The 14,919-nt window shown below is 64.6% G+C and carries 17 protein-coding genes; 12 read left to right on the top strand and 5 right to left on the bottom strand.

All coding sequences use genetic code 11. From position 1 onward, the window contains the following. The first annotated feature begins 93 nt into the window (after positions 1–93). Both chpT and RVU70_RS01885 read left to right on the top strand, forming a co-directional pair. A complete protein-coding gene (gene chpT, locus RVU70_RS01890) occupies positions 94–777 on the top strand; it encodes a histidine phosphotransferase ChpT (RefSeq protein WP_363349403.1) in 684 nt (227 codons plus the stop codon). An 83-nt stretch (positions 778–860) separates the two neighbouring features. Further along, positions 861–1,241: a response regulator gene (locus tag RVU70_RS01885; protein ID WP_363349402.1), complete on the top strand. Its 381-nt coding sequence runs from the start codon at positions 861–863 to the stop codon at positions 1,239–1,241. A 122-nt stretch (positions 1,242–1,363) separates the two neighbouring features. Here RVU70_RS01885 and ctrA read toward each other — a convergent pair whose 3' ends face one another. Continuing rightward, positions 1,364–2,065 carry a response regulator transcription factor CtrA gene (gene ctrA / locus RVU70_RS01880; RefSeq protein WP_363349401.1) on the bottom strand — a complete coding sequence of 234 codons (702 nt, stop codon included), beginning with the start codon at positions 2,063–2,065 and terminating at the stop codon, positions 1,364–1,366. Between the two features lie 854 nt (positions 2,066–2,919). On the opposite strand from ctrA, the gene rpmH reads away from it, so the two are divergent. From rpmH to dapE, 9 genes are all read left to right on the top strand, one after another. Continuing rightward, complete coding sequence (gene rpmH / locus RVU70_RS01875; protein WP_165052887.1) at positions 2,920–3,054, top strand: 50S ribosomal protein L34; 135 nt, start codon at positions 2,920–2,922, stop codon at positions 3,052–3,054. A 38-nt stretch (positions 3,055–3,092) separates the two neighbouring features. Continuing rightward, on the top strand, positions 3,093–3,530 hold the full coding sequence (rnpA, locus tag RVU70_RS01870; RefSeq protein WP_363349400.1) for a ribonuclease P protein component: 438 nt from the start codon (positions 3,093–3,095) through the stop codon (positions 3,528–3,530). Next, a complete protein-coding gene (gene yidC / locus RVU70_RS01865) occupies positions 3,527–5,308 on the top strand; it encodes a membrane protein insertase YidC (RefSeq protein WP_363349399.1) in 1,782 nt (593 codons plus the stop codon). The genes rnpA and yidC overlap by 4 nt, the downstream gene beginning before the upstream one ends. Before the next feature lie 51 nt (positions 5,309–5,359). Next, positions 5,360–6,016, top strand: a complete 657-nt coding sequence (yihA, locus tag RVU70_RS01860; protein ID WP_363349398.1) for a ribosome biogenesis GTP-binding protein YihA/YsxC — start codon at positions 5,360–5,362, stop codon at positions 6,014–6,016. Between the two features lie 93 nt (positions 6,017–6,109). Beyond that, positions 6,110–6,979 (top strand): acetylglutamate kinase, encoded by an 870-nt coding sequence (argB, locus tag RVU70_RS01855; protein ID WP_363349397.1) that lies wholly within the window; start codon positions 6,110–6,112, stop codon positions 6,977–6,979. Positions 6,980–6,987: 8 nt separating this feature from the next. Then, on the top strand, positions 6,988–7,716 hold the full coding sequence (locus RVU70_RS01850) for a pyrimidine 5'-nucleotidase (RefSeq protein ID WP_363349396.1): 729 nt from the start codon (positions 6,988–6,990) through the stop codon (positions 7,714–7,716). Positions 7,717–7,787: 71 nt separating this feature from the next. Continuing rightward, positions 7,788–8,645 (top strand): 2,3,4,5-tetrahydropyridine-2,6-dicarboxylate N-succinyltransferase, encoded by an 858-nt coding sequence (gene dapD / locus RVU70_RS01845; RefSeq protein ID WP_363349395.1) that lies wholly within the window; start codon positions 7,788–7,790, stop codon positions 8,643–8,645. After that, the gene (locus RVU70_RS01840; RefSeq protein ID WP_363349394.1) at positions 8,645–9,124 is read left to right on the top strand and encodes a hypothetical protein; all 480 of its coding nucleotides are present in this window, start codon (positions 8,645–8,647) and stop codon (positions 9,122–9,124) included. Before dapD ends, RVU70_RS01840 begins: the two co-directional genes overlap by 1 nt. An 18-nt stretch (positions 9,125–9,142) precedes the next feature. Further along, the gene (gene dapE, locus RVU70_RS01835) at positions 9,143–10,309 is read left to right on the top strand and encodes a succinyl-diaminopimelate desuccinylase (protein ID WP_363349393.1); all 1,167 of its coding nucleotides are present in this window, start codon (positions 9,143–9,145) and stop codon (positions 10,307–10,309) included. Positions 10,310–10,323: 14 nt separating this feature from the next. Here dapE and RVU70_RS01830 read toward each other — a convergent pair whose 3' ends face one another. The 3 genes from RVU70_RS01830 to RVU70_RS01820 all read right to left on the bottom strand — a co-directional run bounded on the left by RVU70_RS01830 (position 10,324) and on the right by RVU70_RS01820 (position 11,565). After that, positions 10,324–10,722 carry a hypothetical protein gene (locus RVU70_RS01830; RefSeq protein WP_363349392.1) on the bottom strand — a complete coding sequence of 133 codons (399 nt, stop codon included), beginning with the start codon at positions 10,720–10,722 and terminating at the stop codon, positions 10,324–10,326. Positions 10,723–10,786: 64 nt separating this feature from the next. Beyond that, positions 10,787–11,134: a hypothetical protein gene (locus tag RVU70_RS01825; protein WP_363349391.1), complete on the bottom strand. Its 348-nt coding sequence runs from the start codon at positions 11,132–11,134 to the stop codon at positions 10,787–10,789. 131 nt (positions 11,135–11,265) lie between these two features. After that, positions 11,266–11,565, bottom strand: coding sequence for a hypothetical protein (locus tag RVU70_RS01820; protein ID WP_363349390.1), 300 nt, complete (start codon positions 11,563–11,565; stop codon positions 11,266–11,268). Between the two features lie 350 nt (positions 11,566–11,915). Between RVU70_RS01820 and RVU70_RS01815 the strand changes: the two genes are divergently transcribed. After that, positions 11,916–12,668: a polysaccharide biosynthesis/export family protein gene (locus RVU70_RS01815; protein WP_363349389.1), complete on the top strand. Its 753-nt coding sequence runs from the start codon at positions 11,916–11,918 to the stop codon at positions 12,666–12,668. 19 nt (positions 12,669–12,687) lie between these two features. Here RVU70_RS01815 and RVU70_RS01810 read toward each other — a convergent pair whose 3' ends face one another. After that, positions 12,688–14,910 carry a transglycosylase domain-containing protein gene (locus tag RVU70_RS01810; protein ID WP_363349388.1) on the bottom strand — a complete coding sequence of 741 codons (2,223 nt, stop codon included), beginning with the start codon at positions 14,908–14,910 and terminating at the stop codon, positions 12,688–12,690. Between the last annotated feature and the right edge of the window lie 9 nt (positions 14,911–14,919).

The following is a 14,919-nucleotide window of genomic DNA, read 5'->3' as shown; positions in this document are numbered from 1 at the left end:
TTCGTCGCAAGCGTGCCTGTTCGCGTTACGCAGCAAAGATCCTTGATTGTCTTCTCACCAGCAAGCGGCGCCGCGCGCCTCCGGGATTGCCTTATGACCAACTTCTCGCTCGACGCTCTCGATCTCGCGGCCTTGCTGTCGTCGCGAGTCTGCCACGACGTGATTTCACCCGTCGGCGCGATCGTCAACGGGCTCGAAGTGCTGGAGGAGGAGAAGGACGCCGAGATGCGCGGCCATGCGCTGGCGCTCATCAAATCCTCCGCCAATGAGGCGTCGGCGCGCCTTCAGTTCTGTCGCCTCGCCTTCGGCGCCGCCGGCTCCAAGGGAGCCTCGATCGACACCGGCGACGCGGAGCTCGTCACCCGTCAGCTTCTCGCCGATGAGCGCACGCAGCTCAATTGGAGCGTGCCGCGCGTTCTGATGTCCAAAAACAAGGTAAAGCTGCTGCTCAATCTTTGCCTGCTCGCCGACGCCGCCATCCCCCGCGGCGGCGTGATCTCCGTCTCCTCGACGGGCGCGGACGACTCCATTTCCTTCAAGGTCGAGGCGCGCGGCGTCAATGCGCGTCTGGCCGCGCATCTTCCGGCGCTTCTCGCCGGCGAAGCGGAGGACAGCGCCATCGACGCTCGCGCCATCCAGCCCTACTACACGGGTCTCGTCGCAAAGGCTTGCAACCTCGCCATCACAGTCGCGACCGAACCGGAGCTCATCAGCATCGAAGCCCGGCCGGCGGCCGCCTCGGACGAGGTGGAAGCGCCGCAAAGCGCTGTCGCGTAACGGTTCGGGTTCCGCTTCTTTAACCGGCCTGCGCCGATACTGCGCGCATCGCCGCGAGATGCGCGGCGGCAGGGGCGCGCCAGATGAAACAGGTCCTCGTGGTCGACGATTCGCCTGTAGTGCGAAAGGTGGCCCGTCGAATCCTCGAAGGCGTCGACCTGCGCACGCGGGAGGCGGCGAATGGCGAGAGCGGTCTTATCGCATGCGAAGAGCGAATGCCCGACGCGATACTGCTCGACTGGAATATGCCCGGCGCCGACAGCGTAGAATTTTTGCGCGCGCTTCGCCGGATGCCGGGCGGCGAGGTCCCAAAGGTCGTCTTTTGCACGTCTGAGAACGACGTCGGCCGTATCGCCCGCGCCCTGCGCGCCGGCGCCGACGGGTATATGTTGAAGCCTTTCGACCAGGACCGTTTGCGGTCAAAGTTTTGGGAGATGGGAATCGTCTTGACGCTTCGGCGCTGACGCCCCCTTGCGCGTCACGAAGACGCCGTGGGCGGCTTCTCAACGGGGCGCTGAGGCCCTCATCCCAAAGGCCAACAAAGCGCGCGTCTCAGCAGGAGGCGGGAAAAAGGGCTCCTGCCTTGTTACGCCGTGATGCGCTCGTCGGCCTCGTTCGGCTCACGCAGCACATAGCCGCGACCCCAGACCGTCTCGATATAATTGCGGCCGTCGCTGGCGTTGGCGAGCTTCTTGCGCAGCTTGCAGATGAAGACGTCGATGATTTTGAGTTCCGGCTCGTCCATGCCGCCGTAGAGATGATTGAGAAACATCTCTTTGGTCAGCGTTGTGCCTTTTCGCAGCGAGAGCAGCTCCAGCATCTGATATTCCTTGCCGGTCAGATGCACGCGCACGCCGCCGACTTCGACGGTCTTCTGGTCGAGATTGACGATGAGGTCGCCGGTGGTGATGACGGACTGCGCATGGCCCTTGGAGCGACGGACGATGGCGTGGATGCGTGCGACCAGTTCGTCCTTGTGGAAGGGCTTCGTCAGATAATCGTCGGCGCCGAAGCCGAGGCCCTTCACCTTGTCCTCGATTCCGGCGAGGCCGGATAAAATCAGAATGGGGGTCTTTACCTTGGCGACGCGCAGCGAGCGCAAAACCTCATATCCCGACATGTCGGGAAGGTTCAGATCCAGCAAGATGATGTCGTAGTCGTAGAGCTTGCCGAGGTCGATGCCTTCCTCGCCGAGATCCGTCGTATAGACATTGAAATTTTCGGATTTGAGCATGAGCTCGATGCTTTGAGCCGTCGCGCTGTCGTCCTCGATCAATAAAACGCGCATGTTGGGTCCCCACCGAGCTCCATTAATCAACGACACGGCGCCGTAGCGGGCGCGCATCGGCCGCACGCCAGCCCCCTGGCCTGCGACTCTTCCCGTCTAGTTTCCGACGGTAAGCGGAATTGGTTAATAAACCTTCACTTGCGCCCGCACTGCCGCCCAAAGTCTTAAGCTTGGGCCCAGGGCGAGTAACGCGCGAGACGCAACTGGGTCGAACGGGCGACTCGGGTCCGCGATCGCGAATCAGTCGCCACAATCCATCTATACGCCCTCGTGAGTCGCGGGCGCAAAGACAAAAATATTCAATACGGGGAACTACGTGCCGTCTTCGCCTAAGAGATTGCCGGGCTACGCGGTTTCCTAAATCGTCGCGTTCACCCTGGACGATGCGGTCGGGCCTTCGGGCCGGCCTTCTCGAGCGGGTCGCCGACGCCCGCCGACGTCATGGTCTGAAGGCCGACGACGATGACGGAGCCATCGCTCGGCCCGGGCAGATCGAGCTGGCTTTTCTAGGGCAGGGGAGCGCTGACAATGAGGCGCCAGGCGAGGGCGCCGGGCTGAATCGCGGGCCCCGAGAGGGGCGTCGTGATGAAGCCGTCTGAGGGCGGAGCGCACACCTTGACCTCAGGCGTGAGCCGCCGGACAAATGGTGCGAAAGGCTAAAGGCGCGTCATTGACTTGCGCTGAGCCTTTCTCCTATATGCGTCGCGCGGCGCTGCTCCGAGAGGGGCGGCGTCCATCTGTTTTGTCGCCTCGGCGTCCTGACGCCCGCGCGCGTTTGGCGCGGAAAGGATCGGCGGGGCAAGGAAGACGGGCCGAGGCCTAAAAGGCTTCAGCATCGCCAGCGGAGACGTTTCGTGAAGAGAACTTATCAACCCAGCAAAATCGTGCGCAAGCGCCGTCACGGCTTCCGCGCGCGCATGGCCACCGTGGGCGGCCGCGCTGTCATTGCCGCGCGTCGCGCTCGCGGCCGCAAGCGCCTCTCGGCCTGACCCGGCTCGGCGGAACGACGGAAAAGGCGGACGCCCAGATGACGACGGACGTTCCCGCCGAACCGCGGACGTTGACGAAAAAGCCGACGCGCCTGCGTCGGCGCCAAGATTTCGTGCGTGCGTCGAAAACCGGCGCGCGCTTTTCGGCGCGTGCGTTTACCCTCCAGATGGCGGGCCGCGACGCGACGGAAGAAGAATCAGCGGCCGAGGCCCGTTTCGGCTTCACCGTGACCCGGAAGGTCGCGGGAGCCGTCGGGCGCAACCGCATCCGCCGTCGCCTCAAAGAGGCGCTGCGCGTCAGCGGAGACCTTGGCGCGCGGCCCGGCCGCGATTACGTGTTTGTCGCCCGGCGGGGGGCGCTCGACGCGCCCTTTGCCGAAATCGTCACACAAATGGCCGAAGGATTCGCGCGGCTCGACGAGCGCCACGCTGCGAACCAACGGCGCAAACAGAAAGACAGGCCTGCGGCGTCATGACCGAAAACACCAAGAACATGCTCATGGCCGCGGCGCTCTCGCTGATCTTCATCGGGCTGTGGGATTATTTCTACGCCTTCCCCGAGTTCGAGCGGCAGAAGCAGGCGCAGACCCAGCAGATGAAATTGGCGAAGGCGCCCAAGCTCGGCGCGCCCGAGCAGGCCGGGGGCGTCGCTGCGCCCGCGACGCCCGCCGTGCGCACGCGCGAGGAGGCTCTGGCGCTGAGCCCGCGCGTGACGATCGACACGCGGTCGATCGCCGGCTCCATCGCGCTCAAAGGCGCCCGCATCGACGACGTCTCGCTCAAGCACTATCGCCAGACGGTCGACCCGACGAGCCCCATCATCACTCTGCTGTCGCCGGAATATGGGCCGAGCCCCTATTTCGCCGAGATGGGTTTCGTGACCGGCGAGACAGAGAACGCGCCCGCGCTGCCGACGACGGAAACGCTTTGGACCGCCGACTCTGACAAGCTCACCTCCGGCAAGCCGGTGACGCTCACCTGGGACAATGGCCAGGGCCTCGTCTTCAAGCGGGTGATTTCGGTCGACGACGAATATCTCTTCACCGTCAAGGACAGCGTCGAGAACAAGGCGGGCAGGCCCGTCACGCTGTACAACTATTCGCGCATCAACCGCATCGGCCGTCCGCCGTCCTCCGGCTACGCCATCCTTCACGAGGGCTTCACCGGCGTCATCGGCGACAAGGCCGAAGAGCTCAACTACGACAAGATCGAGAAAGAGCCCGACGCCACCAAGACCTTCAAGGGCGTTGGCGGCTGGGTCGGCCTCACCGACAAATATTGGGGCGCCGTGGTCGCGCCCGACCAGAACGCCTCGATCGAGGCCCGCTATGTCGCCATGGGCGGCGCCACCAAGACCTATCAGGCCGCGACCGTCACCGAGCCGAAGACGATCGAGCCCGGCGCGACCGCCGAGACGACGGCTTATGTCTTCGCCGGCGCCAAGGAAGTCGATACGCTCGACGCCTATAAGGCGAACCCGGGCCTGAAGCGCTTCGACCTCCTCATCGACTGGGGCTGGTTCTATTTCATCACGCGGCCGATGTTCCGCCTGATCGACTTCCTCTATCGCGTGCTCGGCAATTTCGGCCTCGCGATCCTGGCGGTGACGGTTATTGTGAAGCTCGCCTTCCTGCCGCTCGCCAACAAGAGCTACAAGTCGATCGCCAAGATGAAGGAGATTCAGCCCAAGATCAAAGAGCTGAAAGAAAAATACGGCGACGACAAGCACAAGTTCAACATGGAGCAGATGGAGCTCTACAAGCGGGAGAAGGTCAATCCCGCGAGCGGCTGTCTGCCGGTGCTGTTGCAGATTCCGGTGTTCTTCTCGCTCTATAAGGTGCTCGTGGTCACGATTGAGATGCGCCACGCTCCCTTCTTCGGCTGGATCAAGGACCTCTCGGCGCCCGACCCCACGAATATCTTCAACCTGTTCGGCCTGCTGCCCTTCGATCCGACGCACGTCGCGATTTTCGGGCCGTATCTGGCGCTGGGCGTGTGGCCGCTGGTGATGGGCGTCACCATGTGGCTGCAAATGAAGATGAATCCCGAGCCGACCGACGAAATCCAGCGCACCATGTTCGCCTGGATGCCGGTGATGTTCACCTTCACCATGGGCAGCTTCGCCTCCGGCCTCATCATCTACTGGTCGTGGAACAATCTGCTCTCCATCATCCAGCAGGGCGTCATCATGAAGCGCGCCGGCGTGAAGTTCGAATTGTGGGACAATCTCCGCAAGACTTTCGGCATGGCGTAACACTCAAGCGGCCGGGACGACCTCCCGGCCGCAAGGCTTTTCAAGCAGACGATGACCGACGAGCCCGATTTTTTCGAGGACGGCCGCATCCTCTTCGCCGGCCCTTGCGAGTTCATTTTCGCGAGCGCAAAGGCCGGCGATCTGCCGCCGCTGGGCCCGCCGGAGATCGCCTTTGCGGGCCGCTCCAATGTGGGCAAGTCGTCGCTGCTCAACGCGCTCACCAACCGCAAGACGCTCGCGCGCGTCTCTCATACGCCGGGGCGCACGCAGCAACTCAATTTCTTCGCGCTCGGCGGCGCGCCCGGCGCCGAACGTCTGCGCCTCGTCGATATGCCCGGCTATGGCTATGCGGCCGTCGGCAAGGAGAAGGTCGCGAGCTGGGGCGTGCTGATGCGCGACTATCTGAGGGGCCGCGCCTCGCTCACCCGTGTCTTCGTGCTGATCGACGGACGCCGCGGCGTGAAGCCGGTCGACGCCGAGATGCTGGATCTTCTCGACCAGTCCGCCGTTTCCTATCAGGTCGTCCTGACTAAGCATGACGAGTTGAAGGCCGCCGAGAGGGAGAGCGTCCTCGCGGCGACCGCCGAGGCCCTGGCCAAGCGCCCGGCCGCCTTTCCAGACATTCTCTTCACCTCGTCGCATACGGGGGAGGGGATCGCCGCGCTGCGGGGGGCCGTGGCGAAGCTGCTCGCCGAACGAGGGGCTTGAATATGAAGGTTCGAACGGGCTAGTTCGCACCGCCCTCTCCCAGCCCTCGCCCGCGATGCGGGAGAGGGAGGCGCTAAACCGTCAGGACGCCTCATGACCACGCACCCCGCCGACAGCGCGCTCGAACAGGCCCGGATTCTGATGCAGGCGCTGCCGCATATGCAGCGCTACGACGACGCCATTGTCGTTGTGAAATACGGCGGCCACGCCATGGGCGACGACGAGGTGGCGCGCGACTTCTCGCGCGACATGGTGCTGCTCGAACAGTCCGGCGTGAACCCGGTGGTGGTGCATGGCGGCGGGCCGCAGATCGGGGCCATGCTGAAGCGACTGGGCGTCGAATCCCGCTTCGCCGACGGCTTGCGCATCACCGACGGCGAGACCATGGGCATTGTCGAAATGGTGCTCGCCGGCGCCATCAACAAGCAGATCGTCGGCTACATCAATGCGGTGGGCGGCCGCGCCATTGGCCTCACCGGCAAGGACGGCCGCATGGTCACGGCCAAGAAACTCGAGCGCCCCGACGGCGTCGATCTCGGTTATGTTGGCGAGCCCGACAAGGTCGACACGACGGTGCTCGACCAGGTGCTCGGCCGCGAGCTCATCCCGGTGCTGGCGCCGGTGGCGCAGGGGCCGGGCGGGGCGAGCTTCAACGTCAACGCCGACACATTCGCCGGCGCCATCGCCGGCGCCCTCGGCGCCAAGCGCCTTTTGTTCCTGACCGACGTGCCGGGCGTGCTCGACAAGGAGAAGAAGCTCATCGAGGAGCTCAAGGTCTCCGACATTCCGGGCCTCATCGCCGACGGCACCATTACGGGGGGCATGATCCCGAAGGTCGAAACCTGCATGTACGCGATCGAGCGCGGCGTCGAAGGCGTCGTTATCCTCGACGGCAAACTGCCGCATGCGGTGCTCGTGGAGCTGCTCACCGATCACGGCGCGGGCACGCTGATCACGCGGTGAAGAAACCTTTGGCCCCTCACTTTGACGCTCCCCCCGCCAGCGGGGAGAAGGCGCTCAAGGACCGCTTCGCGCATATCGACACATGGGTGTTCGATCTCGACAATACGCTCTATCCGCAGACCGCCGACCTCTGGCCCAAGATCGACGCGCGCATCACGCTTTTCATGATGCGGCTTTTCGGCCTCGACGCGATCTCGCTACGGGCGCTGCAGAAGCATTATTATCTGCGCTACGGCACGACGCTGCGCGGGCTCATGATGGAGCACGATATCGACGCGGAAGTTTATCTGAAATTCGTGCACGACATCGACCGCTCGTCGCTTGCGCATAATCACTCGCTTGCCGAGGCGATCGCCGCGCTGCCGGGCCGCAAGCTGATCCTCACCAATGGTTCGCGCCATCATGCGATCGAGACGGCGAAGCAGCTCGGGATCGATCATCTCTTCGAGGATATATTCGACATCATCGCCGCCGATTTTATCGCCAAGCCCGAGGAGGCCGCTTACGAGCGCTTCTTCGCCCATCTCAAAGTCGACCCCGAACGCGCCGCGCTCTTCGAGGACCTTCCCCGCAATCTCATCGTGCCCCATGCGCGCGGCATGACGACGGTGCTGGTCGCGCCAGCCGTGGGGGAGGAGGTTGAACGCGAGGCCTGGGAGATCGCGACGGGCGAGGAGCCGCATCTGGATTTTGTGACCAACGATCTCGTCGGGTTTCTGGAGGCGCTGGCCAGGTGACAGGCGCCGGTTGACTCCCCCCGCCGTACCCCTACAACCAGCCGAGCTTTTTCACTTCGCACGGAACGTTCATGCCGCACACGGGACTCGAGACCCTCATCACCGCCGCCTTTGAAGACCGGGCCAACATCAATACGGAAACCCAGGGCGACATCCGCCGCGCCGTCGACAGCGCGCTGCGCCTGCTCGATTCCGGCAAGCTGAGGGTGGCCGAGAAGATCGAAGGCGAGGAGGGGCCTCAATCCTGGAAGGTGAATCAGTGGCTCAAGAAGGCCGTGCTGCTCTCCTTCCGCCTGAATGACATGTCGGTGATCCCGGGCGGCCCCGGCGGCGCCACTTGGTGGGACAAGGTGCCCTCCAAATTTTTGGGCTGGGGCGCGGCCGAGCATACGGCGGCGGGCTTCCGCTCCGTGCCGGGCGCGATCGTGCGCCACTCGGCCTATGTGGCGCCGGGCGCGATTCTCATGCCCTCCTTTGTCAATCTCGGCGCCTATGTCGACGCCGGGACCATGGTCGACACCTGGGTGACGGTCGGCTCCTGCGCGCAGATCGGCAAGAATGTCCATCTCTCGGGCGGCGTCGGCGTCGGCGGCGTGCTGGAGCCCCTGCAGGCCAATCCGACGATCATCGAGGACGACTGCTTCATCGGCGCGCGCTCGGAAGTGGTCGAGGGCGTCGTCATCGGCAAGGGTTCGGTGCTGTCCATGGGCGTCTTCATCGGCGCTTCGACCAAGATCGTCGACCGCGCGACCGGGAAGGTTCATGTCGGCTTTGTGCCGCCTTATTCGGTCGTCGTATCGGGGAGCCTTCCCGGCAAGCCGCTGCCCGACGGAACGCCCGGACCGTCGCTTTACTGCGCCGTGATCGTGAAGACGGTCGACGCACAGACGCGCTCCAAGACCGGCATCAATGAATTGCTGAGGGACTGATGGCGATCGATCGCGAGCGCATCCGCTTTCTCTACCGCACCGAGCAGGGGCGCATCGACCGCGCAACCTGGCTCAAAGGCGCGGGCGCGCTCGCGGCGATCCTCGCGCCCTTCTTTGTGATCTGGCTTGCGCTTGCGCCCTACACGGATCACGATCTGGCGAGAGACCCGTTCTTCATGCCGATGACGGCTGTCGCTTACGCCTTCGTCATCTTCTATTCCTTCGTGATCCTGCTCCTCGCGGTGAGCTATGTGAATCTCTCCGCCAAGCGCTTTCGTGACCTCGGCCGCGCCGCGCCTGTCGCCTTCGCGGGGCTCGCGCCGCTCGTCGCGCTCATCGCCGGCGCGACGCATTGGCTGCAGCCGCGCGTCGCCGAAGTAATGCCGCGCTTTTGGGTCTGGGGCGTGGACGCGGCGCTTGTCGCGGTGGTCGCCTGGAGCTTTTACGAATTGGGATTGAAAGACCACGCCAACGCCTGAGCAGAGGGTCTTCTGCGCATGTCAGTCTCTCGCGCCGTTTCGCTCACCCGCGATCTCATCCGCTGCCCGTCGATTACGCCCAAAGACGCGGGCGCGCTCGATGTGGTGGCGCGCGTTTTGCAAACCGTTGGCTTCGAGACTCATCGGCTGACGTTCTCCGAGCCCGGAACGCCGGACGTCGATAATCTCTTCGCCAAGATCGGGTCCGGCGCGCCGCATCTCGTCTTCGCCGGCCATACCGACGTCGTGCCCACTGGCGACGTGTCGCGCTGGAGCCGCGATCCTTTCGCGGCCGAGGTCGTCGACGGCGCCATCATCGGTCGCGGCGCAAGCGACATGAAGGGCGCGATCGGCGCCTTTCTCGCGGCGACGCTCGCCTTCATCGAACGCCACGGCCCGCCGAAAGGAACGCTCTCCTTCCTCATCACGGGCGATGAGGAAGGTCCCTCGATCAACGGAACCGTCAAGATGCTCGACTGGGCGCTTGCGCGGGGCGAGAGGTTCGACCACGCGATCGTCGGCGAGCCGACCAATGTTTCGAGCCTCGGGGATACGATCAAGATCGGCCGGCGCGGTTCGATGAATGGAAGGATTCGCGTCTCCGGCAAGCAGGGCCATGTCGCCTATCCGCATCGCGCCGACAATCCCGTGCCGACGATCGCACGGATCGTCGCGGCCCTGTCAGCGCATGACTTCGACTTCGGGACGACCCATTTCGATCCGACGAATCTCGAAGTTTCCTCGATTGACGTCGGCAACCCGGCCGTGAACGTGATCCCCGGCGAGGCGCGCGCGCAGTTCAACGTGCGCTTCAACGACGCCTGGACGCTCGAGACTTTGCGTGACCGTATTCGCGACGTCGTGAGGGAAGCGGCAGGGGAGGCGCGCGTCGATGTCGAATTCATGCCGAGCAACGCCGTGTCCTTCATCACCCAACCGGGCGAGTTCACCGGACTCGTGGCGCGCGCTGTGGAGGAAGTGACGGGAATGACGCCGGAACTGTCCACGAGCGGCGGCACGTCGGACGCCCGTTTCATCACCCGCGCGTGCCCGGTGGTGGAGTTCGGCCTCACGAATGAGACAATCCACGCGGTCGACGAAAACGCCTCCATCGCGAACATCGACGCGCTGGCCGCGGTTTATCACCGAATATTGGAAGCCTACTTCCTGCGCCCCCGTTCTTGAGAGCGACGTTGCCGCTAATTGAAGCGGCGAGGATCGCCCAGCCTCTCGGCGCGAGGGCTCCGCAGCAGCTCGAGCTTGCGCGGCGCGTCAAAAAACGCTCGGACTTCGGAGGGAACTTCCGCGAGTTTTTCGCTAAGCAGCGAAATGGCGAGAGCGACGCTCTCTTCGATGTTGAGCCCCGGCCGATCGATCCAGCCCGTGTCCAGACAGGCGGACAGCTGATGGAGTTCGTCGCGCTCAACGGTCCGGTCGGTCGCTTCCAACACGGTGGTTTCCGCTTCGACGCCGAGGGCGCGCGCAAGAGCGTCGAGCGGCGACTCGCCCTTGCGCCAGCCTCCAACGTGGTAGGCTAAAATGGCGCGTTTCGAACTGCGCCATTCACGATCGATACGACCCCAGTCAGATGTGAACACGGCCTATCCCACACGCCGCCATTACGCTGTCTTCTTGTGGCGTCGATCGCCCTTATTCAACTGATCAGGGCTGGCCCAAGCCCGGCAGCGGGGGCAAGGATTCGATGTGCTGGCCGAGACCCGTGTAGCTTTGATTGCCGACCTGGGTGACGCCGGCGTTGTTCGACTGCGAGCTGCCGGCTTTGCCGATGGAGACCTGCTGCACGCCGACAAAATTGGTCAGGCTGTTCTGCTTGACGTCGAGGTCGTTGTGCTGGCCGAACTGCACGCCCGCGACGGCGCTCAGCAGCGGGTTGTTGATGTTGACGCCGATAAAGCTCGGGCTGACGCTGATGAAGCTTCCGAGCGCCTGCGCCTGCGCCTGAGCGGCTCCAGCGCACAACAGAACTGGAATAAGCAGAAATTTCTTCATTTTACGCTCCGCTCTCTATTCCGCCGCCTCGGCGACGACGACAGGCAGGGACGCGGTCGCGCCCTACATTGAGATCGCGGCCGTCGCCGGCCGCGACTCGGTGCTAGGACTAATTGCTCGAGCGGCAATTATCAGGGGGCGCTGAAGTTCAGCGGAACCTGGGCCTGGATCACCACGGCCTTGTTCTTGGCTTCGCCGCCCTTGGTGGTGTCGCCGATCGACTGGGCGATGTCGGCCTTCTGCGTGACGTTGCCCGACGTCGTGTTCACGGGAACTTGCGCCTGCAGAACGAAAGCCTTGTTGAGGGCGAAGCCGCCCTTCGAGGTGTCGCCGATCGACTGGTTCAGCTTAAGCGACTGGCTGATGTCGAGCGCGCACGCAAAGCTGGTGGAGAGGGCCAGAGCGGCCGAAACGAGAAGCAGCTTCTTCATGAATAATCCCTTCGGATTTAAGGAGAAGCTCCGATTGCGAGCCTCCACGCGTGGTCTTAGCGCGGGGCCGCAAACGCCGATAGGCGCCAATTTGGCTCGCCGGATGTCACCCAAGCGGGTGAAGGACGGCGCCATATTGGCGTACGTAGATGCGCGTAGCGTCGGGCGGGTTGATCGATGACGCGCGCCCCGCCGCCATGCAACTTTCCTGCCTCGGCGTGGCGGGGCTGGCGACGGCGGATCGTCGCGCTTCGCCGATTGTGATCAGAAATGCCGCAGAATAGGCGCTTTCAAGGGTTCCTTAACTGACGTACTCTGACGATTGGACAGATATGTATTTGGGTGAAGTCATGAAGCTTTCGCTGCACAAAGTCCGAACCGTGACCGTAGCTGTCGTCAGCGCGGTCATCGCAGGACTGGGCGGCTGCAATGGGATGCCCGGCGATGGGGCGAGCATGGCGTCGCCGGATCAGCCACAGACAGCTGCCGCCAAAGTCGAGAGCCGCGTTGTCGCCGCCTCCAAACCCGGCGGCCCGAGCTACATGATCGGGCCGATGGATGTCGTGCAGATAACCGTCTTCAAAGCGCCTGATCTTTCCAGGGCCGTGCCGGTCGCAGAGGACGGCACGATCAATCTTCCCCTTATCGGCGCCACTCCTGCGGCAGGCAAGACCTCAGCGGATTTGGAGCGCGAGATCCAGAAACGCCTCGACGCCGGTTATATGCGGTCGCCGCAAGTCACCGTCGTCGTGACGGAATACAACAGCCGCCGCGTCACCGTGGAGGGCGCGGTGAAGACGCCGGGCGTGTACCCGCTGCGTGGGCGGGACACGCTCGAGCAGGCGATTGCGAAGGCGGGCGGCCTCGACCGGAACATGGCCTCGGATAGTGTCACCGTTTTTAGAAATGTGGACGGCCAGAGGAGCATGATCCCCTATGATCTCGCCGCTATCCGCAGTGGACAGGCCGACGATCCCGAAGTCGCGCCCGGAGACGTGATCGTTGTTGGCGATTCCGCCCTCAAAGTCGGCATGTCTTACTTCCAGCAATTGAACCCGGTTGGGCAGACGGGCTTGTCGGTCGGGCAACAGGTCGCAAGATAAGGCGGGCGAGAAGGGCGCGTTACTCGACCGTCACGCGCACCGGCCGTGATGCGACCGGCGCCAACGGCAGCCGCGCCTGAATGCGGTGCGCGCCGGGCGTCATCGGCCAGAAGACGGTCTCATCCGCCTGCGCCACCGCGACAGGCGCGCCGTCGACGGTCCACACGATCTGCGAATTGGCGGCGCCGTTGGCGAGTTTCAGCGCGAGCTTGTTGAGCGCCGCCGGCTGCTCCGGGTTGCGCCACACATGCATATTGTGTTCGGGCGTGGCGATCACGAGAGCGCCCGCGTCTGCTGAAACCGCATCGTCCAGATGCGCCAGCGTCGACGCATTGGGCGTGGCGGCGATTTCTTCCGGCTTTACCCATTCGCGCAAGGAAAGCGGGCAGTCGGGACCCGAGTCGACGCGGCAAAGATCGACTGCGACGCGCCCCGGCGGCGGCGGAAAGGTCTCTGGCGCAATCTCCCCCGGCCGCGCGCCATGCAGCCCCGCCATCACCGCATGGGCGAGACGCGCGGCCGAATTGGCGCCGGCGAGGCCGCGCATGCCGCTGGCGTCGGCGCGCCCGATCCAGACGCCGACGATGTATCTATTGGAGAAGGCGAGGGTCCAGGCGTCGCGATAATTCTGCGAGGTGCCCGTCTTCACAGCGACGGCGAAAGGATATTCCAGCGGACCGTAACGCGGGAAGGACGGGAGACGCGCCTGTGGGTCAGAAAGGAACGAGGTGACGAGCCGCGCCGTATCGATGGACATCACGCGGCGCGGCGGGGCTTTTCGTTCATCCGCGGCAAAGGAAAGGTCTCGCATGACGCCGTCGTCGGCAAGCGCCGCGTAAGCGCGCATCAGATCCTCGAGCCGCGTCGGAAGGGCGCCGATCGCCATCGAAATTCCGAAGCTCTCCGCCGGCGCATCGAGATTGTGCAGTCCGAGTTCGTGGAGGAAGTCGAAATTTGCGAGGAGTCCCACCCGCCGCAGGAGGTTGGTCGCGGGCACATTGCGGGAATTGGCGAGCGCCTGCCGCGGCGTCATCGGACCGAGGTAAAGTCCGTCGGCGTTGGCGACGCCGGAGGCGCCTTCGGGCATGTCCTGGAGGAGATCGGTCGGCTTCAGCGCGCCCCGCTCCAGGCCGAGGGCATAGACGAACGGCTTCAGCGTCGAACCCGGCGAGCGCATCACCCGCGTGAAATCGAAGGCGCCGGCGCGCGGATCGTCGTAATCGGCGGATCCGACGTCGGCGATGACGGCGTTGGACCCGCGCTCGGCGACCATCACCGCAACCTGCCGCGCGCCCGCGTGACGGAAGATCGACAGATAACGCCGCGCGAGCCGCATGGTCTCGCCTTCGACGACGAGGTCGATCGTCGCGTGGATGCGCGGATCGTAACGGGAGGCCGCGCGCACGCGGCCCTCGCGCGCCAGACGCTCGTAGCGCAAGGCGAGATGCAGCGCCTCGGGACGGCGCTTCGCCGCGAATGGGCGCATCGCGGCGAGCTCGCGTCGCGCCAGTTCGCCTTGCGTGGCGTCGAGCGCGCCGTCCTTTTCGAGCTGGTCGATCGCATAGCGCGCGCGGGCCACGGCGAGCTTCAGGCCGCTTGCGCGCGTGAGGTTCATGCGGCCCGGCGATTGCGGAATGGCGGCGAGCAGCGCCGTCTGCGCCCAGGAGAGATCGTCGACCGGCCTGTCGAAATAAAAGCGCGCGGCATGCGCGACGCCATGGCTGCCGAGCCCATAGGGCGCGAGCCGCAGATAATGGGCGAGCGTCGCCTCCCGCCCGTATCTCGCAACGAGGAGAAGGCCGGTCGCCGCCTCGCGCAACTTGTTGAGCAGCGTGCGGGGACGGGGCGCCTGCATGCGCGCGACCTGCATGGCGATGGTGGAGGCGCCTTCGGCGCGTCGGTCGTGCGCGAGATTGTTCCACAAGGCGCGCAGCACGGCGCGGGGATCGACGCCCGGATGCAAGGAGAAGCGGCGGTCTTCGAGAATGAGCGTGGCGCGCGCGACGCGCTCGGGGATTCTTTCGAGCGGCCAATAGCCGTAATCGATGCGCTTGCCTTCCCGCGCGTCATGCGTCGCATGTCCGATCTGCGCGAGATAGGCGCCGTTGCGGTCGTAGACGATCGGCGTCGCCGGCGGCGCACGAAGATCGGCGCCGTCCGCGGCGTCCCTGAAGAGCAGAGCTCCGCCGCACAGCGCCGCCGCCGTCGCGGCGCAGGCGGCGATGAGCGCAACTCTGCTCATTCGCGCTTT

Origin of the sequence: Methylocystis echinoides (assembly GCF_040687965.1) — a bacterium.
Taxonomy (GTDB): domain Bacteria; phylum Pseudomonadota; class Alphaproteobacteria; order Rhizobiales; family Beijerinckiaceae; genus Methylocystis; species Methylocystis echinoides_A.
Note: the sequence above shows the minus strand (reverse complement) of the source record. Positions and strands in the feature narration are given on the sequence as shown.